This is a genomic window from Acidobacterium sp. FHG110202_01, from assembly GCF_059115305.1.
On the sequence record NZ_JBZYWJ010000012.1, the window covers coordinates 18021 to 43207 of the forward strand.

Consider the following 25187-nt stretch of genomic DNA (forward strand, 5'->3'; position numbering starts at 1 on the left):
TCATGCACCGAACAAAATCAAACTGTAGAAGTGGGGATCGCTCCGCGGACCAGCAGCCATAGCATGAAGAGCATTTCGGCAAGCTGGATGGGACTGAGCCAGCGCGACACGAACGCCTGGTATTGCGGGAAAACCAAAGAGGTAAAACTGTTCCCCAGATAGGCGAAGCAGGCAATCATCAGCAGGACACCGAGAAAGCGCGGCAGGAAGCCGGAGCGGTAAACCAACATGCCGAGAGGAAACAGCCAGAGCCCCCAGAAGATGCCGGCGATGTCGAAACCATATCCGCGCAGATGGAGAAACAGAATGGCCAGCGCGTTGCGCCGCGGCTCATCGAGGTCGGAGAGAAAGTCGCCTCCACGCGCGAGCAACAGGGCAGCGACAGAGTTCAGTTCATTGAGGAATGCAATAGGAACCGCGACCAGAATCAGGACGAGCATGCAAAGAGCATGCCGCCGATTGACCTGCTTGAGCAGGTGATAGAGAGCTAAAGCCACGAAGACAAATGTGGCCTGCCCCGCGAGATCGGCAACAATGCCGAGACGGAAAAGAGACTCGGAAGCGGCGATATTGCGTGCCGTGGCGACGGCATTGCCGTGCACGATGATGCGGCTGGGAACGTAGAGCAGCGCAAAAAAGCCTGGAATTGACCCGAGCAGGTACAACAAGCCTGCAACTCGACCAGGATTGCGAGTGAGTCTTATCAAGAACCGTATCTCCGATGCAAGAAGGATACGGTGTCGGCTGTTCAAAAGTGCCAAACCGGACAAACAAAGGCTTCTCCTGGCCGGGTGCCCCATGTTCGCGCCCGATTTTGGGCGCTAACGTGGGGTAGTTCGCCTCGGTAGCCACCGAATTCCAGCTTGTCATTCTGACCCTGACCCTGAACAAAGTGAAGGGGAAGGGGAAGGACCTGCTTTTCGCCTCGATAGCCGCTACCTGGGTGCCCCATACTGTGGGATCTGGGATGCTGGACTTGAACCCAACGCTATTCTTAAGTCTCAATCCCCAATTAAGTTGTCATCCTGAGCGAAGCGAAGGATCCATGCATAAGCATCGAGCGCCACAACATCCAGCAGCTTTCAGCCACGAATATCCTGGCATCCCATGTCATCCTGAGCGAAGTCGAAGGACCCGCACGAACAACGTTCGTGCGCTTTTTGCCTTGCGCAGCAAGGCCCCTCTGGTTCTCTGCGTTCAGAGCCTGCCCTGAGCGCAGCCGAAGGGTGATGAAAAATTCCTGGCGAATTCCTGGCGACCTTAGCGTCTTGGCGGTAGATTTGTTTTCCTCGAAAGGCAGAAACTCCTGTCAAGCCTCCCCAAAAGTAACAAATCCTCACAACTAATAGAAAAACAATCAGATACAGGCCAAAGAAAGTTGGCGTACTATTACCGCCCAAAATGCTATCCTGAAATTAAGAAGAGAAAAAGAAAAGCGCCTCCTGAGATAGGGGCGCTTTTCCATTTTCCGGGAGGCAGCACCCGGGCTCTCTCTTCAACCATCACGCGACGTTTTGTGTGATGGGATCCCTGTTTTCTGTGCCCTGAGCCCTGTACTGCGCCCTGAAGAAGGTAATACCCAAAATAGATTACCCTCTAAATATTTGAAAACACTGGAGTAGTGTACAAGCAATAGAAGAATCAATCACTTAGCAGGGGGTAACCCCTCCGTAAGTTATTGAAAACAAACAAACCCATCTGCTACATAGGAGGAGGGGGGTACCCCCCATCTACCCCTGTCTCGCCGGAGGCCGCACAATCAGCGGCAGCAGGATCGACACCAGCACAATCCCGGCCAGAGCATGGAACCCGCTCGCGTAGCTCCCCGAGCTCTGCCGCATATGGGCCACCAGCAGGGGCCCAAAGGCGCTGGCAAAGCCCCACGCCGTCAGCATCAGCCCATAAATCGAGCCCACATTCTTCGACCCGAAGTAGTCCGCTGCAAATGCCGGCATCGTCCCGAACCCGCCGCCGTAGCACATCAGGATGACAAAGGCCACGCCCGTCAGCACCGGAACAGAGGCGATCCCCGGCAGCAGCCAGAAGAGCGCCACCTGAAGGACGAACATCGTGATGAAGGTAAAGCGCCGGGTGATCGCATCCGAGACAAACGCCCAGAAGACCCTCCCCACCGCATTGCCGATGCTCACGATGCCGACCATGCCCGCAGCCACAACCACCGTAACCTTGGCCAGCTCCTGGAAGACCGGGGACTCCTGCGAGATCAGTGAAATGCCCGCCGACGTATTCAGGAACAGGATCAGCCACAGCGCCCACCATTGCCAGGTCTTGAGCGCCTCGCCCACCGTGTAGTCCTTGACCGAGCGTTCAGAAGTCTGCCGCGCTGAAGGCGTCCAGCCGGCAGGCAGCCATCCCTCGGCCGGGTTCTGCATGAACCAGGCCATCACCACGCCGATCACCAGGTAGGCGATGCCGAGATAGCGGAAGGTCGCCATCACCCCGCTGGCCTGAATCAGACGCGTCGCCGTCGGCGCCACCACCAGCGCGCCGGCCCCAAAGCCGCCCACGGCTACGCCAGTGATCAGGCCTCTGCGGTCAGGGAACCACTTCACCAGCACCGCAATCGGAACGATGTACGCAAACCCCAGCCCGATGCCGCCGATGAAACCATAGCTCGCATAAAGCCACCAGAGGTTGTGGCCGGCAAAGCCGGCCAGGAGAGTCCCCAGGCCGTAAAGAAACGCGCCCGTCACCGCCACCGTGCGCGGCCCCACCCGCTTCATCCACAGGCCGCCAAAATACGACGCAAAGCCCAGCGTGAGAATGCAGATGGTGAACGTCAGCGTCACCTCGGAAATGGTCCATTCAAATTGCTTGGTTAAAGGAGTGCGGAAGACGCTCCACGCATAGACTGAGCCTAGAACAACCTGCAGTATGACGCCGGCAAGGGCGATACCCCAACGTTTCATGAATTAACCTCAAAAAGTCCCAGCAGACAGCAAAACTGCCCGCTGGATGATGAACAGATCAGGAAAAGTGGATACCTGTCAACACGAGTATCCATCCAGTAAAGCTACTCAGGTGTAATGACGGTTTCTCGTTTGGAGATCTTATGGAGGAAGTCCTCACCCGTCCCCAGGTGCTGATCGACCAGGCGGGATGGCGTGTGCGCCAGCCACTCGCCCAGCGAGATGTCCTCATAATTCGGCGTCGGAAACACCTCAAGGAAGACCAGGTCTTCATCCCCAGTGTTTTCGATAAAGTGAGGAGCGGATTTCTCAATATAGCCAACATCGCCCGCCTCGAAATCCATCGTGCGGGCACGGCCTCCGGCAGCAAACACGCACATGCGGCCTTTGCCCTTCACGTAGTACTGCCACTCATCCTCGTTAGGATGCCAATGCAGCTCACGCAGGCCACCCGGTTTGAGCGTAACAATGGCCGCAGCAATATTGGTGGCAGGAAAATTCTTGGCATCCACGATCTTCACTTCGCCGCCCTTGGTCACTTTGCTTGGCTGCATCCGGTCAGTAAAAAAGGCAAATGAGTTGGGCAGCGGGCCGTTGACGGCTTCGACCTCCCGCTTCTCTTCCTCCAGAGACCGCGGCAGGTCACGCTTGAAGATAAATAGCTCCTTCGGCGGAACCCTGGCGAAGGTCGAGGCCGGCACATTGAAGTTCTTCGCCAGCACTTCCTTTTCTGTGTGGTGCAACCAGTCCGTCAGCAGAAAGGTCTCGAATTCATTGAAGTTGCCGTCGTCAAAGACAAGCAGGAAGAAGGCCCCGTCATCGCCAACACCTTGGATCGAATGCGGGATGCCGCCCGGAAAGAGCCAGAGGTCTCCGGCTTTCACATCCTCCACAAAGCCGCGTCCATGCTGGTCAACCGCCGTAATGCGGGCCTTCCCGTCGATCATGAAGGCCCACTCCGCGCCGACGTGCCAGTGCAGTTCACGAACGCCGCCTTTGATGAGCCGCATCTGTACGCCAGCCATCTTCTTCGAGACCCCAAGATCGCGGACCGTTACCTGGCGCGTCCAGCCGCCTTCTTCAATGCGCTTGTGGCTGAAGGAAAATGGATATTTAAAAGGAGGCTGGCCGCCCGAATCCGTTTCTGGTGACCAGTTCGATGAAGGATTCTGGTCATCCAGCACTCTGTTCTTAGGGCCCGGCTCCGATTCATTCGGCTGACTGTGGTCCGTTGAGCGGATCTGCTTCGCTTCCTGTGCAGAAGCTACAGACAATCCCGTTGCCGCAATCAAAGCCGCTGAGCCGCCTCCTAGAAATCTGCGCCGGTTGACCAGATTTTGCTTCTCATCCGACATGGTTTCTTCCTTTCAACCCAATATGTAACTGTAGACATTATCAGGACGCGGCAGCTCCATCACCTTCGCCATGGAGCAGGGTACAGTGAGGCTTATAAATCCGAGGTCGAGATTGACCCTTCGCTGTTTTAAAGTTCTGGAAATCGAACAGACCTGCCGATCCCAAGGCACCTGAAAAGTAGATCAGCATCTTTTCTTCAACAGACTCTGCCTGCATGCGGATTCGCAAAAGTATCCGCATTGTCTTCATCACCGCGGTCCAGGCAGGCAAAGTCCTTTTCGACGATGACTTCCATAGGAGAGGTAGCGCCGCGGTTCAGGCTGGCGTAAACACCCACCTGGTTTTCGTCGCTCCACGCTCTTATCTGTTCTGGAGAAAGAAAAACAGTGATTTTCTGTGAGTGATAGTGGACACTTACGGGCTCCGCCTGGGATCTGGGAGCCAGCGTATAACTCAGGATTTCTTCCGGGCTGGAGCCGAAGTAAATAGTTTCTTCTATCTCATGCCCGGAAATTAAGCGGTCAAGCTCCGAGCGCGTCACCCGCAACCGTAATGAGTTTCCCTTGATTCGTAACTTCATGCTGCCTCTCCCATGCGGACATGCTCTGCACCGTGATAAATGTTGAAGCGGTTGTCCCGCAGAAAACCAATCAGAGCTATATCAAACTCCTTCGCTACCTGCACAGCAAGGCTCGATGGAGCGCCGACAGCAACAACCATCGGCAATCCGGCCATCACGGCTTTCTGTAACAGCTCAAAGCTGGCGCGCCCTGAAAGCAGGAGCAAGTTGTCATGCAGCGGAGTCCGGTCCGCAAGAAACTCCGCGCCCAGCAACTTATCGACAGCATTGTGACGGCCTACATCTTCGCGCAATGAGCGGAGTTTCCCCTCAGTATCGAAAAGACCGGCTCCATGGAGTCCGCCCGTCTTATCAAAAACAGACTGAGCATGGCGCAATGCATCCGGTAACTTATAAAGAGTCTCTGCCGCAATCGAAATAGTGTTCTTATAGCGCGGCGGGCAGACTGAATGTAAAGCCAGAAGTGATGCCTTGCCACAGATACCGCAGCTTGAAGTGGTATAGAAGTTCCGCTCCAGGCTGGAGATATTTACTTCCACATCGGGAGCAAGTTCTACCTGCACCGTATTCAATCTGGCAGTAGATGACTCCGATGCTGTCCTGCTTTCCATCTCTGCCTTATCAGCAACATTCCGTATCTCCACAATATCGACCGCATCCCGAATCACGCCCTCGGTTAATAGAAAGCCCGCAGCTAATTCGGAATCATGCCCAGGTGTCCGCATAGTAACGGTGATGGCCCGTAATGTCCGGGCCTTGGATGGCCCATAGAGCAGCTGGATTTCGAGCGGCTCTTCGATTGCTACAGCATCGCCTGCCCGCATGGAAGTGAGTCCTTCCACTCTCTTGATAGCAATATCAAGAAAAGGTCGGCTTATTTCAGATTGGGTCCCGCTCATGATGACTCTCACCGATACAACTGTTTTACAGAGGTGGAAATTTCCCAATTCTCGACCGGTTTAGACAACCGGAAAATTTCAAAATTTTTCGTGCAAATTGAATATGTACACTGCGTTGGCACCTTTCGGATAGGCCGGAATCTGTTTCAAAGCTTGTCTTTCTTAAATCAATATGTATTTTTCAAAAAAAAGCGCGAAAAATCACAAATAATAGGTAGGTTGTTTCGAGAAACTGGAAGGTTGCCATGGCAAAGATGTAAGTTACATACGACGAAATAAGGAAGTGTTCCGCTGAACAGAAGGGCTGGGAAAAATGAGCTTGACGGTGAGCGTACTTGAGACAAAGCGGGAAGAAGCACAGGCGGAAACAAAAATTTCCATCAATGGCGAGTTGGTAACCGCCAAAGAGGGCGAACTGGTCCTCGAAGCAGTGCTCCGCAGCAAAGAGATTCCACACATCTGCTACCACTCTGAATTGATGGGTCCTATCCAGACCTGTGACACCTGTATGGTCGAGGTAGATGGTGAGTTGGTCCGCTCCTGCGGCAAAAAAATCGCTCCGGGAATGCAGATCACCACTGACTCCAAACGGGCTGTGGATGCGCGCGCTGAAGCCTTCGATGTGATACTCGGCAATCACATGCTCTACTGCACGGTATGCGACAACAACAATGAGAACTGCCGCGTCCACAATACCGCGCTCGCGTTGAATGTCCAGCACCAGGAACACCCCTTCAAGCCCAAGCCGTATGAAGTGGACATGTCCAATCCCTTCTACCGTTACGATCCCAGCCAGTGCATTCTTTGCGGCCAGTGCGTACAGGCCTGCCAGAATGTGCAGGTCAACGAAACGCTTTCGATCGGCTGGGAGCTCGATCATCCACGCATCCTCTGGGACGGAGGCATGCAGATCGGCGGTTCCAGCTGCGTCTCCTGCGGACACTGCGTTACTGTCTGCCCATGCAATGCCTTGATGGAAAAATCCATGCTTGGCGAAGCGGGATACCTCACTTCATTGCCGAAAACAGCGCTCGACAAGATGATCGACGTAGTCAAAGCCGTCGAGCCTGAAATCGGCTATGGCGCCATCATGGAGGTCTCGCAGACCGAAGCGAAAATGCGTGAAGAGCGCGTCAAGAAGACCAAGACCGTCTGCACTTATTGCGGCGTAGGATGCAGCTATGATGTCTGGACCAAGGACCGCAAGATTCTCAAGATCGTGCCAATGCATGGAGAATCCAATGCGATCTCCACCTGCGTGAAAGGCAAGTTCGGCTGGGACTACGTCAACCACAAAGACCGCTTGCAGAAGCCGCTGATCCGCGAAGGCAGCACCTTCCGCGAAGCCAGCTGGGAAGAAGCGCTCACCCTGGTTGTCGAGAAGCTCGGCGGCATTAAGCAGCAGTATGGCCCTGACTCCATCAGCGTAATTGTCTCTTCCAAGGCGACCAACGAAGATGGCTACCTCATGCAGAAGTTTGCGCGCGCTGTCATCGGCACCAACAACGTCGATAACTGCGCCCGCTACTGCCAGTCGCCTGCGACCATCGGGCTCTTCCGCACAGTGGGATACGGCGGCGATTCCGGTTCCATCGAAGACATCGCAAAGTCTGCGCTGATCATAGTCGTAGGCAGCAACACCGCAGAAAGCCATCCTGTGCTGGCGACGCGCGTTAAGCGCGCCCACAAGCTCTTCGGCCAGCGACTGATCGTAGCCGATCCGCGTGAACACGAAATGGCGCGTCGCGCTGATATTCACTTCCGTCCTCGCCCAGGTACTGATCTCGTCTGGCTCTCAGCGATGAGCCGCTACATGTTCGACCATGGCCATGCGAAGCTCGATTTCCTTGAACAGTGGGTGAACAGCATCGAAGAGTACAAGCAAAGCCTGGCCCTCTTCACCATGGAGTATGCCTCGCGCATCTGCGGAGTGCCGCTCGAAACACTCGAGCAGGTCGCTGAAGAAATTGCCAAGGCAGACAGCATGTGCGTGCTGTGGGCCATGGGCATCACGCAGCACACCATGGGCTCGGATTCCTCGACGGCCATCTCCAATCTGCTGCTGACGACGGGCAACTACATGCGTCCTGGTTGCGGCGCCTATCCTCTGCGTGGACACAACAACGTGCAGGGCGCCAGCGATATCGGCGGCATGCCCAACAACTATCCCGGCTATCAGGCTGTAACCGATCCCGAGGTTCGCGCAAAATTCGAAAAGGTCTGGGCTGTTCCGCTTTCCCCAGACAAGGGTCTCGATAACCATCAGATGGTGGATGCCATCTATGCCGGCAAGCTGCGCGCTATGTATCTCGCCGGTGAAGACATGATCTCGGCCGACTCAAACGCGAACCACGTAGCCGGCGCTTTTGAGAAGCTCGACTTTTTCGTAGTGCAGGATATCTTCTTCAGCGAGACCTGCCGTTACGCCGACGTGGTTCTGCCCGCTGCGCCTGCCGTAGAGAAAGACGGCACATTCACCAGCACCGAGCGCCGCGTTCAGCGCCTCTATCAGGCGCTTCCGGAACTGGGTGACAGCCGCGCCGACTGGAAGATCACGCAGGAGATCGCCAACCGCATGGGCGCAAGCTGGAACTACCAGCATCCATCCGAAATCATGGATGAGATGGCGTCGCTCACTCCGCTTTATGGAGGTGTTTCCTTTGAGCGTCTCGAAGGATATAAGACCCTGCAATGGCCGGTAGCTCCTGATGGAACCGATTCGCCGATTCTCTATCTTGACGGTTTCGCCTTCCCCGACAAGAAAGCGCGTTTCTATCCGCTTACATTCCATGAGCCACAGGAGCAGCCAGATGCTGATTTCGATCTCTTCCTGAATAATGGTCGCCTGCTCGAGCACTTCCACGAAGGCAACATGACATTTCGTGTCTCCGGCATTCATGAAGAAACACCCGAGCGTTTCCTCGAAGTTTCTGAAGAACTGGCTAAAGAGCGCCAGCTTGAATCGGGCCAGTGGGTGCGTGTTAGCAGCCGCCATGGTTCGCTCGTGATTAAAGTCCTCGTCACCACCCGCGTTCTTGGCAAGCAGGTATACCTGCCTCATCTTTCACAGGAAGGCCCGATCAATGTCCTCACTGGTTCGCATACTGATCCCGCGACCAATACACCCGGATTCAAGGAAACCGCAGTCCGCATCCAATTGTTGCCGAAGAAGGGAAGCAATCCGCTCAAGCCGCTGAACTTCCGTTACTCCGGCAAGCCCACTCCGCAAAACGGAGTAGAAGTTGAGCGCAAATGGAAGCGCGCCGACTATCGCATGCCCGGCTCGCAAAAGCTGGTCCAGATTCAGACGAAACATTAAGAGGAAGATCCCTATGGCAGTCGCCGTCGATTTCAGAACGTTCCATCCGGTAGATTCACGGGAAGACCTCATTCGCCGAGTGCAGGAAGCTCCCGCCGAGCATGCAGAGGCCATCCTCGCTGCCTATGACCTGCTCCAGCAACTGCATGAGAAGAATGTCCTTCAGCTTCTCACCGGACTTCTCTCTGCCGGCGATACCGTAGTGAATCACGTCGTGGATCTCATCTCTTCGAAGGAAGCAGTCTCGGCGCTGCGCGTTCTTCTCATCCTGGGCAACACTCTTAAATCTGTCGACCCATATAAGATTCACGCCGCGCTGAATAAGGCGAATGAGAAAGCGCCATCCTTGCTGGCCTTGGGGAAGCAGGCTACCTCAGAAGAGGCAAGACGTGGGATGGCCGCTGGACTGGCACTCTTAAATGTCTTTGGAGAAGCTCTGGCCCAAAAAAAGTCAGAATGAACAGCTGCCTATAGCTGGCGTCTGTACTGCCCAGGAGTAATCCCGCAGAAGCGGCGGAACGTCGTCGTAAACTGGCTCTGGTCCTGAAAGCCGCATCGCTGCGATATCTCAAGCAGCGTCAGTTCACGCTGTTCGAGCAGCTTCCTCGCGCGCTCCAGCCGCAAGCGAATAACATACTTGTGCGGAGTCACCCCTATTGTCTGCCGAAAGAGTGCAAGAAAATAATTAGGGCTGATCTCAACCACGCGCGCCAACTCTTCAAGCGAAAGCGCAGCGCTTAGATGCTCCTGAATATAGGAGCGAATCTTTTTCTCCCGCGCCGGTCCCAGCCCTCCGCGATATACCGGCAGATTGCCGAAAGACTGACTGTATTTCCGTACCAGATGCGTTGCTGTCAACGTAGCCATCGATTGCGCATACAGCTCATTTACTGTTCCGGCCTTCATTTCCTGATAAAGAGACTTGCCCAGTTCCACCAGAAACGGATCCCGTACCAACAGTGATGGAATCAGCTGCTGCTGCGCATCCTCGCGACTGTTCTCAACCATCGAGCGGAAGAACACATCATTCAGATAAAGATGAATCAGAGGAGCGCGGCGATCGAAATGGATCACGTGCTGCACTCCGGGTGGAACAATCCAGACCGTATCGCCATACATCTCGCGCTTTTCCTGGCTGCCGCCCGTACCTTCCCATTCGCCCCGCACCTGGGCCGGGCCGGTCGCAACTGTAATCTGCGTACAGTTATGAGTATGGTTTTCCCAGATGGAGCGATGCTGCTCTGCGATGTAAATACTGTAGTTGTCGTATTCCTGCCATTTATGGCCTGGAGAAGGCCCCGGATGCAGACCAACCAGGAAATGCCTGGTGTCATTTTCTGGAATTATGTGCGGCGGTTCTGTACTGTGCTCGACGTAAGCCATGCTACGGCTAAAGGGAATTACTTCCTTTAAAAATTATAGTTCACAGCAGAATAAATGGCTGTATCCGCTCGAGTAGCTGGAGACTGAATCGAGCACCAACCCGACATTTGAGCCCTTAAACAACATGTAATTAAGGCAGTTTAGGCAACACGGGTGGCGCCTTAAAACTTTGAAAACCGCTGATTGCTACAATAGAAATACGCTCGATTTTTTTCTACGAACCTGCTGATGACCGACATGCCCGCAAAACAGAAGCTTTCTATCTGGCTATTGGCTGGATTGCTCTACCTTGTGTGCGCGGTTTTTGCCTGGGGATTGCAATACAAGCTGTCTCTCTATCAGCATGCCGACGGTTCTACTGATGTTCCAGCAGCAAAGCTCTTGACCGGTGCCGATAAGTCTTCTGTGCAGCGCAGTGTGCAACAGAATGCACACAATCCTTATCTGGGACAACCACCTGTTCTCTTGCTTTCAATTGCCCTGTTTTTGTCTCTGAGATTCTCCGCAATCTATAGAGCGTTGCAATTCTCTTTCGCAACAGAACTCTGTACTGTTCCCGGGAAACTCTCCTGGCGTCATCCATTTTTCTTCCGTCCCCCTCCAGTTCTCTTCTAATCAATCCAGCTTTTTCAAGACAGTGATTGAACACTGTCGCGGCATGCGCCAGAAATGGCAGTGCGCCGATTTATCCAAATTTTCATGACATGACAGGATTGAACGTCGATGAGCCATCGCCTTCGTCTGGGTCCAGGAGTGATACTGGGCCTGATTCTCGCTCTGCCGGGATGCCGCAGAACTACTCCTGCAACAGCATCAACCATCCCAAATGCCGCAGTAGTCACAGTAATGCGCGGCGATCTGGCAAGCCATCTCACCGTGGCTGGACAGCTTCAGCCTTACCAGGAAGTAGACCTGCACGCAAAGGTTTCCGGATATATCCGCCAGATTCGCGTCGATATTGGCGATCGTGTAAGGAAAGATGAGGTCCTGGCCATCCTTGAGGTGCCGGAACTCGACGCACAGTTGCAAGGCGCACAGGCTTCTGTAAGGCACAGCCAGGCAGAGATTCTCCGCATGCAGGACGAGGTGAAACAAGCTGAATCTTCACATGCGGCACTGCATGCGGCGTATCAGCGACTCTCACAAGCTTCTAAAGCAAGACCGGGATTAATTGCAGAACAGGAGCTGGATGATGCTCTGGCCAAAGACCAGGCGTCGGAGGCGCAGGTAAGTGCTGCAAAGTCGGCTCTCGAAGCAGCTCACCAGCAGCTTGACGTGTCACAGGCCGACAGCACCCGTGTAAAAACGCTGGCCGGTTATTCAACCATCACTGCGCCATTTACTGGCGTGATCACGATGCGCTATGCCGATACCGGAGCGCTGATTCAGGCCGGCACCAGCTCAGCTACACAGTCAATGCCTGTCGTGCGCATTGCCCAGAGCGACTTGCTGCGTCTGCGAATGCCTGTGCCTGAGTCCGATGTTCCATACATTGAGCCCGGCGGAGAAGTGCAGATACATATTGACGCAACGGGAAAGACATTTACCGGAAAGGTTGTGCGCTTTACGCGCTCCCTCGACAGCTCAACACGCACCATGTTGACGGAGGTCGACATCCCGAACCCCACACTTTCACTTAGCCCCGGCATGTACGCCGAGACAACCATCCAGTTGCAGCAACGCAAAGGCATCTTGATCTTGCCCGCGCAGGCCGTGATTCAGAATGGTGACCACGCTCATGTGCTGGCTTTGAACGCGCAAAACCAGGTGGAACAGCGCACCGTAACGATAGGACTTCAGGCTCCTGATCAAACTGAAATCACGAGTGGACTCGAAGAAGGGGATCGTGTAATTGCATCTGGACAATCAAACTATCAGTCTGGACAGACTGTTCATCCAAAACTCATCTCGCCCATCACGATGAAGGAGGACAGCAACTAATGTCCTCCTTTGCGATCAAGTATCCATTCTTCATCCTGATGATGTGCCTCATCATCATTGTTGTCGGTGTGACCGCGGTAACGCGCATGCCGGTCGATCTGTTCCCTGAGGTCAACATTCCCGTAGTAGTTGTGGCCACATTTTATGCTGGTATGCCTCCGCAGCAGATCGAATCAGACATTACTAACACATACGAGCGCTTCTTTACCCTGGGCAGCAACATCGACCACATCGAATCGCGCTCTCTCCCGGGCGTCAGTCTCATCAAGATTTACTTCCAGCCCGGAACAGACGCAAATACCGCCACCAGCAATATCTCAAACCTGGCTATGGCCAATCTCCGCCGCTTGCCGCCAGGAACACTGCCACCGGTAGTGTTGAAATTCGATGCGTCGAATTTGCCTGTATGCCTTATCACGCTGAAGGGCAAAGGGCTGAACGAAACTCAGCTGAAAGACCTGGCACAATTCACCGTGCGCAATCAGGTTGCAAATGTACCCGGAGCATCCGTGCCTCAGCCATATGGCGGACGCTACCGGCAAATCATGGTCTATGTCGATCCTGTAAAGCTGGAGGCTCACCAGATGAGCGTCATGGATGTGGTCGATGCTCTCAACGCATCAAATCTCATCCTGCCGGCCGGTGACGTACGCATAGGTCCTAAAGATTACAACATCTACGCGAACAGTCAGGTGCCTATTGTGGATCAGATCAACGATCTGCCGCTCAAAACGGTAGGCAATGCATCGGTGATGGTAGCAGACATAGGCAAGGCTCTTGACGCTGGACAGCTGCAGACAAATATTGTTCGTGTGGATGGACAGCACTCCGTCTATATCCCAATCCTGAAGCAGGGCGGCAACTCAAACACCATTACGATTGTTGATGGAATCAAGGAAGCAGTCTCTCACCTGCTTGACATCCCCGAAGCGCTGAAAACAGACGTGGTCTTCGACCAATCTGTATTCGTAAAAATAGCGGTCAAGAATGTGATCAACGAAGGTGCGATTGGCCTCTGTCTGACTACCATCATGATTCTGCTGTTTCTGGGAAATGTGCGGGCTACCATCGCCGTACTGATATCCATTCCCACTTCGTGCCTCGCAGCATTTCTCGCGCTTAATCTTGGAGGCACTTCAATCAACACGATGGTGCTTGGCGGGCTTGCACTGGCTCTCTCTCGATTGATCGATAATTCAGTTGTGGTGCTCGAGAACATCTTCCGGCACATGGAGATGGGCGAGCCACCTGCAACCGCTGGAGAACGCGGTGGAAAAGAGGTGCAGTTAGCTGTGCTGGCAGCAACGGTGAGCACATCCATAGTCTTCTTTCCCGTTGTGCTTCTTTATGGAGTCAGCAAATATCTGTTCACGGCTTTGGCCCTGGCCGTCGTGCTGGCCCTGTTTGCTTCTTACCTTGTGGCGATGACTGTCGTGCCACTCTTCTGCGCGCGCTTCATAACGCTCGACCCTGAGCATATGCATGCAAGCCATCAAGAGATCGAAAAAGATCTTTCGCCTTCTATCGATACCTCAAAAAAGCACAATGTCTTTCGCCAGATAGTGTCTGGTTTTAACCACCTCTTCTCCAGACTGCAGGAGACATACGATAGCGCTATTACGAAATGCCTGGCACGTCCAGTGTTGGTCATTTTGATTTTCTCTGTATTTGTCGGACTGAGCTTTGCCCTTTATCCGTTGCTGGGGAAGGCCTTCTTTCCCAGAACAGATCCGGGACAGTTCGTTCTTAACATCAAAGTTCCCGCCGGAACCCGCATCGAATTGACCGATGTGTATGTCGGCCGAATCGAGCAGGATATTCGCAGCATTGTTTCTCCGCATGATCTGAATATGATCGTTTCCAATATCGGGATCACGCCTGATCTATCAGCCATCTATACCTCGAATTCAGGCATGCATACTGCTTTTATCCAGGTGAGCTTGAAAGAAGATCACAAGGTTGGCAGCTATGCCTACATGGAGAAAGTAAGGCGGAAACTTGCTGAAGACTTTCCAGAAGTGAATACCTATTTCCAGGCTGGTGGCCTCGTTGATTCCGTAGTAAATCAAGGCAAACCTGCTCCGATCGACATTCAGGTGAGCGGCAACGATCTGGACAAAAGCTATAAGTTCGCACAGGACCTCGCCAGGAAACTTCGCCGTCTGAACTCGGTCAGTGATGTCCTTGTTCCTCAGGATCTCGACTATCCCGGAATTGAACTGAACATTGATCGCGAGCATGCGGCGCTCGCAGGCATTACCCCGAAAAGTGTTGTGGACAACGTCATTACCGCTTTAACTTCCAACGGCATGATCGAGCCAAGTTACTGGATCGATCCAAAAACCGGCAACAGCTACATGCTCACCGTGCAGTATCCGGAGCAGCAGATTCAAACCATGACAGATTTCAAACAGATTCCACTGCGCTCGCCGGCAAATAACAACACGACCCCGCTCGAATCTGTTGCCAGCGTAACGCCAATCAATACGCCGACAGAAGTGGACCACTATCAACTACGCCGTCTCTTCGATGTCTTCGTATTGCCGCGCACGGAAGACCTTTCAAAAGCCAACAATGACGTGCATGGCGTCCTTTCGAAAGTTCAGAAGCCCCGGGGAGTCATTTTGACTGTGACCGGAGCCGTGCGTGACATGCAGGCGTCTTTTTCAAGCTTTGGAGTCGGTCTCTTACTGTCAGTAGTTCTTGTTTATCTCATCCTGATGGCGCAATTCGCTTCTTTCTCCGATCCATTCGTCATCCTGCTGGCTGTGCCTCCTGGATTATCCGGTGTACTAATTTTCCTGCTGCTGACAGGCACAACTCTGAACGTAATGTCTTTGATGGGTGTAGTCATGATGACCGGAATTGTTGTCTCCGACAGCATCCTGATCGTGGAATTCACCGGCACTCTACGCAAGGATGGCTTGCCGCTGCGTGAAGCCTTGGCCACAGCCTGCAAAGTAAGGCTGCGGCCAATCCTGATGACAACTCTTGCCACTGTGCTTGGCTTAATTCCCATGGCGCTCGCCCTTGAGCCAGGCAGTGAGCAATATGCACCACTGGCAAGAGCGATTCTCGGCGGCCTTACTGTCTCAGGCATAGTGACAGTTTTTCTCGTTCCCTCGGCCTATTTGTTAGTCCACCGCAAAGAAGAAGGGAGGGCATAAGAATGCGTCGATTTCTTTTTCTTGCAATGTGCTTAGCCGTACCTTCCGCAGTAGCGCAGACGGCGTTGCCCTCTGCGCCTCCAGTCTCACTCTCATTCAACGCGCAGGTGCAGAATCAATCCGCGAGCCAGCCCATACAACTCACACGTGAACAGGCCGAGCAGATCGCGCTCAAAAACAATCCGCGTGTCAGCGTGGCACAACTACTGGCTCTTACGCAGCATGAGGTAGTGCGTGAGACGCGTTCCGCGATGATGCCGTCTATGTCCGGAAATCTTACTGCAGTCGAAGCCAACGAGGGCAGCCGCATTTCTTCAGGAACACTGACAGCATCGCGTCTCCTCGAACATGCAGGACTGGGCGTGCAGTTAAGTCAACTCATCACTGATTTTGGCAGAACGAACAATCTCATCTCTTCTTCAAAGCTTCTGGAGAAATCACAGCAAGCCAATGCTGAAGCCACGCGCCAGCAGATTGTTCTGGCAACAGACTTCACTTTCTATAACACCCTTGAAGCGCAGGCAACATTGAATATTGCTAAACAGACCGTGAACGCGCGCCAGGACGTAGCTGACCAGGTAAGCCAGCTGGCGAAGAGCAATCTGAAATCGGATCTTGATCTGAGTTTTGCGCAGGTAAATCTTTCTCAGGCAAAACTGTTGCAGCTGGAAGCACAAAGCAATTATGAAAGCGCAATCGCAAGTCTGACCACTGTCCTTGGATCAGATGCGCAGCAACACTATGAACTCATAGACGATACCACTAATCTGCCTTCCGCTCCGTTAGATGAAAGTTCACTCGAGGCAGAGGCACGGCAGCAGCGTCCTGATTTACAGGCGCTCAGCCTTAAGCATCAGTCTGATCTAAAGTTTGCGCGCGCACAACGCGAGCAGTTGCTGCCGACCTTCAGCGCACTGGGCACTGTGGGCAAAACCCCGATCGGCTCAAGCCAATACTTTGACAGCAACTGGTATGGCGCGATCGGTGGAAACATCAGCATTCCCATCTTCAACGGATTCCGCTACACAGCGGAGGCCAATGAGGCCGATTTCCAGGCAAAAGCCTCGGCAGAACAGACACGCGATCTTACCAACCAGATTGTGCGTGACGTGCGCACGGCATGGCTCAAGGCAAATACCGCATATCAAAAAGTAGTTGTAGGCCAGGAGCTTCTGCGCGAAGCAAACATGGGTCTCGATCTGGCGCAGACACGCTACCACCTCGGATTAAGCTCCATTGTCGAACTCAGCCAGGCCCAACTACAACAAACAGAAGCCGCCATAGGAGACGCCAACGCACGCTATCAATATCAGTTCGCGCTTGCGACTCTCAACTTCCAGATCGGAGCGCACCCATGATATCGACCACGATGTAGGTCGACTCAAGGCGAAAGACTCTGCGACGGTCCTCGCGAAGCAATTCTGATAAGCTCTCAACTCATCGACTAAAAGATTGCTGGTTACGGCGGCGTGCTCGATAAGCTGCTACCTTATAGCGGTTTCCACATATTTCCATACTGCACCAACGGCGGCGATGTGACTTGGTCTGATCAAAGAACCAAAACAGGCAGGTTTTATCTTCACAGTGTTTTACTAAATCGAAATCCGCTGTTGCGAGCAATTCAGCAGCCGCTTCTGCAATCGGCGCCAGGATGGACTCTGCCGCCTCCTGTCGTCTCACTGTGTCAATTGCCAGCCTATTTGATTTGCTCCATATCAACTGCGAATAGCTCGGACTGGCCGCCAAAAAGCTATTGAGTACGGAAGGATTTCCCAATCTACCCGTTTTCCGCTTTTCAACAAGAGCTCGAATGCTTTCTCGCAATTTTCGTGCGGAGGGCAGCAGTCCCACGGACCTTGTTTTGCGATCGATTGTTGAGAGGGGAAATCCAGCTTGCTTGAGCCAGCTGAGCACATCCTCATCGCTTTGCAGGACGTCCACAATACCTTCACTTACTCTCATTCGAGTATTCAGAAAATCCAGGACAGGATGGCCTGCTAGAAAAAGCACGCGAAGTTTTCCGGATTCTCTCAGACTCACAGTTTGCGCTCGTAATTCATATCGAGTGAACTGTAACTGGAAAAACTATTGTTGACAAGTGTCGCAGGTAGATTCCACACTACCACTAGAACCCTCCGCACGAGTGGCACGTTCTCCTTTACGGAGTGGCGTTAAGAAAGGAGAACCGATGGAGTCAACAACACCATCCCCGCAACTGATATTGAGCACAAAGGACTCACTGCATGAGTCGGGTCTGTTTTCCTCTGAATCCGTTCTTAACATTCTCCGGTTGATCTTTGCAGGAGCTCCGTTAGCTGAGGTGCTTGCAATCATTGCTCAACTGGTCGAATCCCGGGGTAACGGTACATTATGCACCATCTGGCTTCCGACCGATGACGGAAGCCAGCTTTATTGCGCCGCAGCTCCCGGTCTTCCAGGATTCAGCGCCTCTGTTGGGTCAATGCTTATCGGGCCCCAAGGGGGGTCCTGCGGCACAGCTGTTTATCGAAGAGAGCCAATATATGTGACCGACATCCTCAATGACCCCGTCTGGGATCATTATCGTCACCTGCTTTTGCCTTACGGAATTCGTGCAGTGTGGTCGCGTCCTTTGTTTACGAGCGATGGTGAAGTACTCGGGACTTTCGCGATTCATTATCGCGAAGCACGCAGCCCTGGTGCGACTGACCTGGAGTTGATTGAGAACGCCAGCCACATCGCGGGAATCGCAATTGAACGTCATCTCAACGAAGAAAGATTGCGGCATGAGCGTGACAGGCTCCGCCTGATTCTGGAAATTACAAACAGCATGAGCTCAAAGCTAAACCTCCGTCAATTAGTGGAGACACTTTCAACTGATTTGTTGAGTGTAACGCGATGTGATTTCTGCGCTTTGCTTCTGCCCGATGCTGATAGTGGCGAACTACGGCTGACTACTCTGTACAACCCGGAAGCGCGAGGTTCTCTGAGCGATGGAACGATCATACCAATTCACGGTTCGATCTGTGGCAAAGCTTTCTGGACCGGCAAGACGCAACATTTCGATAGCTTTGAAGATGTACGCTACGACCCCGAGAGCTTCGGCAACAGCGTAGGTCGACGTTTCTATCAATGTGTTATGGATGAAGGTCTGATGTCGGGGTGCGATCTCCCGCTTATCGGCAGAAGTCGCGTGGTGGGAGTGTTGGCAGCGCTAAAGAGGTCAAAGAGAGCGTTTGACAAAGAGGATGTCGCCTTTCTCGAGCAGGTTGCCCGTCAGGTAGCTATCGCGGTCGAAAACGCATTGGACTACGAAAGGGCGATAGTAGACCGGGATAAAGAGGCGAAACAAAGACTTTATCTCGAGGAAGAAATTCGCTCTGAGTTTGGGGCAATTGTCGGAGAGAGCCCCGCCTTGAAAACTGCGTTGGACATGGTGTCCATCGTGGCGCCTACAGATTCAAGTGTGCTGATCCTGGGCGAGACTGGAACCGGCAAGGAGCTGATTGCACGTGCAATCCACAATCTGAGCAGCCGCAGGGAACGGGCTTTTGTCAAATTGAATTGCGCAGCGATCCCACTCGGGCTTCTCGAAAGTGAGCTGTTCGGACATGAAAAAGGAGCATTTACCGGAGCCATCGCGCAAAAAACAGGACGCTTTGAACTCGCGAACAAGGGCACGCTCTTTCTTGATGAAGTCGGCGACATTCCTTTGGAACTTCAGGCGAAATTACTGCGAGTCCTGCAGGAACAGGAGTTCGAGAGGCTCGGAAGTAACCATACCCGCAAAGTAGACGTTCGCGTGATCGCAGCGACCCACCGTGATTTGGCGTCTATGGTGAAGCAGACGACATTTCGCGAAGACCTGTACTATCGGCTGAAAGTATTTCCGATCCACGTCCCCCCGCTGCGGCAACGAACTGAGGACATTCCGAAACTGGCCTGGCACTTCACCAAACTCTATGCCCGGCGAATGAACAAGAAGATTGATGACATTCCCTCAGACACGATGGACGCGCTGGTGCGATACCGCTGGCCAGGAAACGTTCGTGAGTTGCAGAACTTTATCGAGCGAGCGGTCATTCTTTCTCCGCACACGGTCTTGCGCGCGCCAATCTCCGAGCTGGAACTGTTCCGTACTCACAAGGCATTAAATATGCCAATGACGGGACTTGATGAAGTAGAACGCGACCATATCCTCCGTGCGCTCGAGGCAAGCAATTGGATTGTAGGTGGTCGGAATGGTGCTGCAGAACGATTAGGAATGAAACGCACATCCCTGGTTTACAGAATGCGCAAGCTTCGCATAAGCCGACCCGCGGGCTCCTCATTAAATGATGTCGTTGGCAATCGCGCACCCAAAGACTAGGCCTCGCGACAATGATGGCGACAAGAACCCGCCAGTGACGGACATCAGTCACAAATCCGTCACTCGTAACGCAACAATGTTCGCGCTTCTGAAATCCCATCTTCCAACAGCAGAATCACTTACATCTTGTTTCTTACTACGTTTCGAGGTGGGCCTTTTGGCAGGCTGTTTGCCTGCAAGTGTCTATGACGAGAAATTCTTAGCTTAATGTTTGCGTTAGAGTCTCGGTGCATGGAATAAGGCAATGTCTACTCTCTCTGCTCTCATCTTGAAATACCAGGCTGTACGCTCCGTGACGTCTTCTCTTGTCGCTAATCTATCTGCTGAGGATCAGATGGTTCAATCATGCCCAGAGGCCAGCCCCGTCAAATGGCATCAGGCGCATACTACATGGTTCTTCGAGACGTTCGTGCTGCGGCCATTCTTCGCAGACTACAAACCCTTTCGCGAAGAATTTCATCGCCTCTTCAACAGCTACTACATCTTGCTCGGTGAGGAGATTCCCGAGAAGAAATTGCGTGCTTCCTTTTCCCGCCCTTCACTCGACCAGGTCCTGGCCTTCCGTGCGCACGTCGACTCTGCGATGGAAAAATTCTTCACTCGTTCCATGGATGAGGAATCGTCGCGACGCATTGTTCTAGGACTGAACCACGAGCAGCAACACCAAGAACTGGCACTGACCGATATTAAGCACGCATTTTTCTCCAACCCATTGCGTCCTTCGTATGAGGCAACTGCACTTCCGGAAAATAGCCATCATCCAATCCCCAAGCTCAAATGGCACAGCTTCGATGGAGGCCAGACTGAAATTGGTCATCCGTTGCACACGGACAATCATCTCGATTTTTGCTTTGATAACGAAACGCCTCGCCACAAGGTTTACCTAGAGCCCTTCCAGATTGCAAACCGCAAAGTCACGTGTCGTGAGTATCTGGAGTTTATGTCGGATAACGGATATATGCACCCGGAGCTCTGGCTTTCAGACGGTTGGAATGAGGTAAGAGAGCTGGGTTGGCAAGCGCCGCTCTATTGGGAACGTGATGCCGATGATGAGACTGGCTGGCGGATCTTCACGCTGCGAGGTTGGCATGGACTATCCATGTTGCTTGATACACCTGTATGTCACATAAGCTTCTTCGAAGCCGATGCTTTCGCACGCTGGCGCGGTTGCCGCCTTCCGACAGAAGCAGAATGGGAGTCCGTGGCGATGCAGGCTCCATCGCATGGGAATCTACTCGACACGGGCAGGTTGCATCCTGCAATCGCAAAAGGTGATGATGTTGACCAACTTTTTGGAGACTGTTGGGAGTGGACTGCCAGTCCTTACACCGGTTATCCGGGATATAAGCCTCTCTCCGGCGCACTGGGTGAATACAACGGAAAGTTTATGTCCGGTCAGGTGATTTTGCGTGGCGGATCCTGCGCCACACCTGCGGATCATGTGCGCGCTACCTATCGCAATTTCTTTCAACCGGAAACGCGTTGGCAATTCACTGGAATGCGTTTGGCAATCTGAAATGGCTACATACGAACGAGGCAATCAGAATGCTCTCCGCGATTCAGGCTTCGAAATCAGGGAGACATGGAAGGATTAGGCACGAACCGCACTTCAGGAGCGCAGTTGTTTGCTATGTTTAGCCGGATGAAATCTACCACTTGGGCTCCTGTTCCATTGCGCCTTATCGTTGGATTTGGTTTCATGGAGCACGGCTATGCCAAGCTTCTCAAAGGACCGGAGATGTTTGCCTCTATCCTCCATGTTTTGAATGTACCTGTCCCACACTTGATGGCGTGGTTAACCATTCTGATTGAATTGCTGGGAGGCTTCGCTGTATTGCTCGGCACATTTGTTCCATTGGTCAGCATGCCGATGGCCGCCGTGCTGCTAGTAGCCATGTTTAGTGTGCACTGGCGCTACGGTTTCAGTTCGATCAAGCTCGCAGCGGTAACTCCGGAAGGACCCAGTTTCGGACCGCCCGGATACGAATGTGATTTGCTCTACCTGGCATGCTTGGTTGCGCTGGTGCTATCGGGTCCTGGTCCGCTTTCCCTCAATGGAATCTTCTCGCGAAAGCATTGACCACATACTGCGCAAATCCACCACGTAAAAGCGCGACGAACATCGCGACCAACTTCCGCCAGTGTTAGCCATCCGTCGCACCTTTTGTCAGGTGATAGTGGTGCCTGCCTCTCCTGTGGAATTGATCCTGCACACTGAGAAGAAGTTAGCTCCAGCGGCGGCCACGGAGTGGAAATCGGTGTTTGGCATTGCGCTTGCACTCAAATGCGCAGCGTTCGTTGCTCGCCGCGGGATGACGGACGACGAACAGGAGTGAAGTTGTCATGAGCTCTCTTAGTCCAACACAAAATCGTCCGGAAACATCGACGATTCATGGAAGGATCGTCCGATATCGCGCTGTCGATATTGACGGGATCAGAATCTTCTATCGCGAAGCCGGTGTGGAAGACTCACCAGCACTTCTCCTGTTACATGGATTCCCGACAGCCAGCTATATGTTCCGTGATCTGATCCCGCGGCTCGCTGACCGCTTCCGGTTGGTAGCACCCGACCTGCCTGGCTTTGGGCAATCGGACATGCCCTCCCGCGATAATTTCCAATATACATTCGACAACCTGGCCCAAATCATCGATCAGTTTACTGAGGCGATTGGCTTATCCCAATTCGCCCTGTACATCTTTGACTATGGCGCGCCAGTCGGACTGCGCATTGCCTTGAAACACCCGGAACGAATAACTGCGATCATTTCACAAAACGGCAATGCATATGAAGAAGGACTGAGCTCAGGATGGAGCTCACTCCGAGAATATTGGAAAAAACCTACAAAAAAGGGACGGGAGGCGCTTCGTAGCACATTCACGTCGGAGGCAACACTCTATCAATATACGCAAGGTGTGGCGGATACATCTCTGGTATCGCCGGATGGACTGGCTCTCGACAATTTCTATCTTGCACGCCCCGGCGCTCACGAAGTGCAACTCGATCTGTTCCTCGATTACGCAAGCAATGTCGCTCTCTATCCGAAATTCCAAAACTACTTTCGAGAACACAAACCGCCGCTGCTTGCCGTGTGGGGACGCAATGATCCTTATTTCCTGCCAGCAGGAGCCCAGGCATTCAAGCGCGACATTCCGGATGCCCAGGTACACCTGTTTGATACCGGGCATTTTGCCTTAGAGACGCACGGCGCAGAAATTGCAACGGCGATTGCCTTATTCGAACCACTTCGCCAGTTGCTGGAAGGAGCCTTGTGGTGAATCGCCCGCCCATGATTCTCAGTGCCTTCTTCTTTAATCCGCAAGGAGACCATCGCATGTCATGGCGTCACCCACGTGCGCCTGGCCATGAGATCTTCAGCCTGGAATACTATCGCCAGTTAGCTATCGCTGCTGAAAATGCATTGATGGATATCGTCTTCATTGCGGATCATGTGGCCATCTGGGACAGCTTTCAAAGCACGGTTTCCCATTACGCAAACGCTCGACTGGAGCCCATTACACTCCTCTCCGCACTTGCTGCCGCCACAAAGCATATCGGTTTAATTGGAACTGCCTCAAGCTCCTACAGCGAGCCTTACAACCTGGCGCGCGCGTTTGCATCGCTCGATCATCTCAGTAATGGGCGAGCAGGCTGGAACGTAGTGACCTCTGGGATGAACGAGGAGGCGCTCAATTTCGGCAAAGATGGCAACATCGAACACGCAATTCGATATGAACGCGCAGCCGAATTCCTGGATACGGCCAAGGCTCTTTGGGACAGTTGGGAAGACGATGCCATCCTGATGGATAAGGCATCGGGATATTTCGCCGATCCTGCGCGAGTCCATCGAATCGATCACTCTGACAACTACTTTAAGGTACGCGGCCCGCTGAACGTCCCTCGCCCAATCCAGGGTCATCCTGTCATTGTTCAGGCAGGCTCTTCAGAAGACGGCAAGAATCTGGCGGCCGCCCATGCTGATCTTCATTTTTCACTTGTCCGCAGCATCGAAGAAGGCAGGCAATACCGGCAGGATTTAAACGAACGATTGGCAAAAACTGGTCGCACTCCCGACAGTTTCAAGATCCTTCCAGGAATTGTCCCTATTGTCGCGGAGTCGGTGTCTGCTGCTCGTGAAAAACAGGAGCAGCTTGAAGCACTGATGCCGATACAAATCGGAGTCGATCTCCTGTCTAGCTGGTGCGGCGTCGATCTTTCGAAGTTTCCGCCCGATGGTCCATTGCCGCCACTCCCGGCAGAAGAAACGTTTGATGGCCAGCGTACAAACCTTGCCAGGGTCAGAGCATTTGCCGAGCAAGGCCTGACAATCAGACAGACTGCGCAGAAAATTTCCCATGCGGGAACGGCTCCCCTGATGTTAGGCACTCCCGGGGAAATTGCAGATCAACTTGAAGCATGGTTCACCGCAGGCGCTGCGGACGGCTTCAACCTGATGTTCCAACTCATACCGGAAGATTGGACGAACTTTGCCAGCCTGGTTGTTCCCGAATTACAGCGGCGCGGTTTCGTCCGTAAGGAATACGGAATGGGTACTTTGCGCGAAAGGCTCGGTCTATCCCGTCCCGCCAATCGGTTTGCCGCAAGCAAAGCAACTGAGGATATGAGGCGAGAAAAATCCGGCCAGCTTGTTTCGAGCGCCAATTAACTGAATTCACGAACAGTAGTTCTAACGCGCAATAAAAAGGTGTGGCTATGTCAGATGCCTTGAACATCTGTGCCGCTGTTCCGGCGGATCGCATTCAGCGTGAAGTGACGGTCGATTGTTTTCGCCGGGCGATGCGAGAACTGGCCGGAGGTGTCGCCGTCGTCACAGTTGGGCTGGGTCGGGACCGTACCGGATTCACGGCAACCTCTGTGGAATCACTATCAATTGAGCCGCCTCGTCTGCTCTTAAGTGTGAATGAGGATTCATCTTCATGGAAGCAGCTGCAAAAACGCCCATATTTCGGCGTAAATATCCTTGGATCCAATCATCAAGGCCTTGCCGACCAGTTTGCAGGTCGGGGTGGCCTCGAAGGTGAGGGCCGCTATCTAGGAGCAAATTGGATCAACCTTTCGAGTGACGGTGCGGCGATTCTCTCAGATGCACTCGTCGGCGCTGATTGCATAGTCGAGGAAGTTCTGCCGCGATATGGCCACGCAATCATCATCGGTCGGGTAAGAGCCATCCTGCTCCACGCTGATGGGCTGCCGCTGGTGTATTGGCAAGGCACCTACCAGCAGATCGCCAACACATAACCAGATC

General features: G+C 53.2%; 19 protein-coding genes. 12 read left to right on the forward strand and 7 right to left on the reverse strand.

Going from position 1 to position 25187, the window contains the following annotated elements; all coding sequences use genetic code 11:
- Positions 1–17: 17 nt before the first annotated feature.
- From AC5S16_RS21540 to fdhD, 5 genes are all read right to left on the reverse strand, one after another.
- Positions 18–707 (reverse strand): DUF4386 domain-containing protein, encoded by a 690-nt coding sequence (locus AC5S16_RS21540; RefSeq protein ID WP_493932180.1) that lies wholly within the window; start codon positions 705–707, stop codon positions 18–20.
- Between the two features lie 1023 nt (positions 708–1730).
- Positions 1731–2930: an L-lactate MFS transporter gene (locus AC5S16_RS21545; protein WP_493932181.1), complete on the reverse strand. Its 1200-nt coding sequence runs from the start codon at positions 2928–2930 to the stop codon at positions 1731–1733.
- Between the two features lie 104 nt (positions 2931–3034).
- A complete protein-coding gene (locus AC5S16_RS21550) occupies positions 3035–4285 on the reverse strand; it encodes a cupin domain-containing protein (RefSeq protein WP_493932182.1) in 1251 nt (416 codons plus the stop codon).
- A 197-nt stretch (positions 4286–4482) separates the two neighbouring features.
- Positions 4483–4866 (reverse strand): DUF7009 family protein, encoded by a 384-nt coding sequence (locus tag AC5S16_RS21555; RefSeq protein WP_493932183.1) that lies wholly within the window; start codon positions 4864–4866, stop codon positions 4483–4485.
- The gene (gene fdhD / locus AC5S16_RS21560; protein WP_493932184.1) at positions 4863–5765 is read right to left on the reverse strand and encodes a formate dehydrogenase accessory sulfurtransferase FdhD; all 903 of its coding nucleotides are present in this window, start codon (positions 5763–5765) and stop codon (positions 4863–4865) included. Before fdhD ends, AC5S16_RS21555 begins: the two co-directional genes overlap by 4 nt.
- A gap of 313 nt (positions 5766–6078) precedes the next feature.
- On the opposite strand from fdhD, the gene fdhF reads away from it, so the two are divergent.
- Both fdhF and AC5S16_RS21570 read left to right on the forward strand, forming a co-directional pair.
- Positions 6079–9084, forward strand: coding sequence for a formate dehydrogenase subunit alpha (gene fdhF / locus AC5S16_RS21565; RefSeq protein WP_493932185.1), 3006 nt, complete (start codon positions 6079–6081; stop codon positions 9082–9084).
- Positions 9085–9097: 13 nt separating this feature from the next.
- Positions 9098–9544 (forward strand): helical membrane plugin domain-containing protein, encoded by a 447-nt coding sequence (locus AC5S16_RS21570; RefSeq protein ID WP_493932186.1) that lies wholly within the window; start codon positions 9098–9100, stop codon positions 9542–9544.
- Between the two features lie 8 nt (positions 9545–9552).
- Here AC5S16_RS21570 and AC5S16_RS21575 read toward each other — a convergent pair whose 3' ends face one another.
- Positions 9553–10467, reverse strand: a complete 915-nt coding sequence (locus tag AC5S16_RS21575; protein ID WP_493932187.1) for a helix-turn-helix domain-containing protein — start codon at positions 10465–10467, stop codon at positions 9553–9555.
- A 237-nt stretch (positions 10468–10704) separates the two neighbouring features.
- Between AC5S16_RS21575 and AC5S16_RS21580 the strand changes: the two genes are divergently transcribed.
- The 4 genes from AC5S16_RS21580 (at position 10705) to AC5S16_RS21595 (ending at position 16933) form a co-directional block, all read left to right on the forward strand.
- A complete protein-coding gene (locus tag AC5S16_RS21580) occupies positions 10705–11082 on the forward strand; it encodes a hypothetical protein (RefSeq protein WP_493932188.1) in 378 nt (125 codons plus the stop codon).
- Positions 11083–11190: 108 nt separating this feature from the next.
- A complete protein-coding gene (locus tag AC5S16_RS21585) occupies positions 11191–12408 on the forward strand; it encodes an efflux RND transporter periplasmic adaptor subunit (RefSeq protein WP_493932189.1) in 1218 nt (405 codons plus the stop codon).
- Positions 12408–15575, forward strand: coding sequence for an efflux RND transporter permease subunit (locus AC5S16_RS21590; RefSeq protein ID WP_493932190.1), 3168 nt, complete (start codon positions 12408–12410; stop codon positions 15573–15575). The genes AC5S16_RS21585 and AC5S16_RS21590 overlap by 1 nt, the downstream gene beginning before the upstream one ends.
- Positions 15576–15577: 2 nt before the next feature.
- Positions 15578–16933 (forward strand): TolC family protein, encoded by a 1356-nt coding sequence (locus AC5S16_RS21595; protein WP_493932191.1) that lies wholly within the window; start codon positions 15578–15580, stop codon positions 16931–16933.
- Between the two features lie 79 nt (positions 16934–17012).
- On the opposite strand, the gene AC5S16_RS21600 is transcribed toward AC5S16_RS21595, so the two are convergent.
- Positions 17013–17585 carry a CGNR zinc finger domain-containing protein gene (locus AC5S16_RS21600; protein WP_493932192.1) on the reverse strand — a complete coding sequence of 191 codons (573 nt, stop codon included), beginning with the start codon at positions 17583–17585 and terminating at the stop codon, positions 17013–17015.
- Positions 17586–17763: 178 nt separating this feature from the next.
- On the opposite strand from AC5S16_RS21600, the gene AC5S16_RS21605 reads away from it, so the two are divergent.
- From AC5S16_RS21605 to AC5S16_RS21630, 6 genes are all read left to right on the forward strand, one after another.
- Positions 17764–19923 (forward strand): sigma-54-dependent Fis family transcriptional regulator, encoded by a 2160-nt coding sequence (locus AC5S16_RS21605; protein WP_493932193.1) that lies wholly within the window; start codon positions 17764–17766, stop codon positions 19921–19923.
- A gap of 244 nt (positions 19924–20167) precedes the next feature.
- Positions 20168–21439 (forward strand): ergothioneine biosynthesis protein EgtB, encoded by a 1272-nt coding sequence (gene egtB, locus AC5S16_RS21610; protein WP_493932194.1) that lies wholly within the window; start codon positions 20168–20170, stop codon positions 21437–21439.
- Between the two features lie 66 nt (positions 21440–21505).
- A complete protein-coding gene (locus AC5S16_RS21615; RefSeq protein WP_493932195.1) occupies positions 21506–22003 on the forward strand; it encodes a DoxX family protein in 498 nt (165 codons plus the stop codon).
- Between the two features lie 263 nt (positions 22004–22266).
- Positions 22267–23199 (forward strand): alpha/beta fold hydrolase, encoded by a 933-nt coding sequence (locus AC5S16_RS21620; RefSeq protein ID WP_493932196.1) that lies wholly within the window; start codon positions 22267–22269, stop codon positions 23197–23199.
- A gap of 11 nt (positions 23200–23210) precedes the next feature.
- Positions 23211–24587 (forward strand): LLM class flavin-dependent oxidoreductase, encoded by a 1377-nt coding sequence (locus tag AC5S16_RS21625; protein ID WP_493932247.1) that lies wholly within the window; start codon positions 23211–23213, stop codon positions 24585–24587.
- A 47-nt stretch (positions 24588–24634) separates the two neighbouring features.
- A complete protein-coding gene (locus AC5S16_RS21630; RefSeq protein WP_493932197.1) occupies positions 24635–25180 on the forward strand; it encodes a flavin reductase family protein in 546 nt (181 codons plus the stop codon).
- Positions 25181–25187: the final 7 nt, after the last annotated feature.

Coding starts and splice junctions, on each gene's coding strand:
- AC5S16_RS21545 (WP_493932181.1), bottom strand. CDS start 2,930: ATGAAACGTTGGGGTATCGCCCTTGCCGGCGTCATACTGCAGGTTGTT.
- AC5S16_RS21550 (WP_493932182.1), bottom strand. CDS start 4,285: ATGTCGGATGAGAAGCAAAATCTGGTCAACCGGCGCAGATTTCTAGGA.
- AC5S16_RS21555 (WP_493932183.1), bottom strand. CDS start 4,866: ATGAAGTTACGAATCAAGGGAAACTCATTACGGTTGCGGGTGACGCGC.
- fdhD (WP_493932184.1), bottom strand. CDS start 5,765: ATGAGCGGGACCCAATCTGAAATAAGCCGACCTTTTCTTGATATTGCT.
- fdhF (WP_493932185.1), top strand. CDS start 6,079: ATGAGCTTGACGGTGAGCGTACTTGAGACAAAGCGGGAAGAAGCACAG.
- AC5S16_RS21570 (WP_493932186.1), top strand. CDS start 9,098: ATGGCAGTCGCCGTCGATTTCAGAACGTTCCATCCGGTAGATTCACGG.
- AC5S16_RS21575 (WP_493932187.1), bottom strand. CDS start 10,467: ATGGCTTACGTCGAGCACAGTACAGAACCGCCGCACATAATTCCAGAA.
- AC5S16_RS21580 (WP_493932188.1), top strand. CDS start 10,705: ATGCCCGCAAAACAGAAGCTTTCTATCTGGCTATTGGCTGGATTGCTC.
- AC5S16_RS21585 (WP_493932189.1), top strand. CDS start 11,191: ATGAGCCATCGCCTTCGTCTGGGTCCAGGAGTGATACTGGGCCTGATT.
- AC5S16_RS21590 (WP_493932190.1), top strand. CDS start 12,408: ATGTCCTCCTTTGCGATCAAGTATCCATTCTTCATCCTGATGATGTGC.
- AC5S16_RS21595 (WP_493932191.1), top strand. CDS start 15,578: ATGCGTCGATTTCTTTTTCTTGCAATGTGCTTAGCCGTACCTTCCGCA.
- AC5S16_RS21605 (WP_493932193.1), top strand. CDS start 17,764: ATGGAGTCAACAACACCATCCCCGCAACTGATATTGAGCACAAAGGAC.
- egtB (WP_493932194.1), top strand. CDS start 20,168: ATGTCTACTCTCTCTGCTCTCATCTTGAAATACCAGGCTGTACGCTCC.
- AC5S16_RS21615 (WP_493932195.1), top strand. CDS start 21,506: ATGGAAGGATTAGGCACGAACCGCACTTCAGGAGCGCAGTTGTTTGCT.
- AC5S16_RS21620 (WP_493932196.1), top strand. CDS start 22,267: ATGAGCTCTCTTAGTCCAACACAAAATCGTCCGGAAACATCGACGATT.
- AC5S16_RS21625 (WP_493932247.1), top strand. CDS start 23,211: ATGATTCTCAGTGCCTTCTTCTTTAATCCGCAAGGAGACCATCGCATG.
- AC5S16_RS21630 (WP_493932197.1), top strand. CDS start 24,635: ATGTCAGATGCCTTGAACATCTGTGCCGCTGTTCCGGCGGATCGCATT.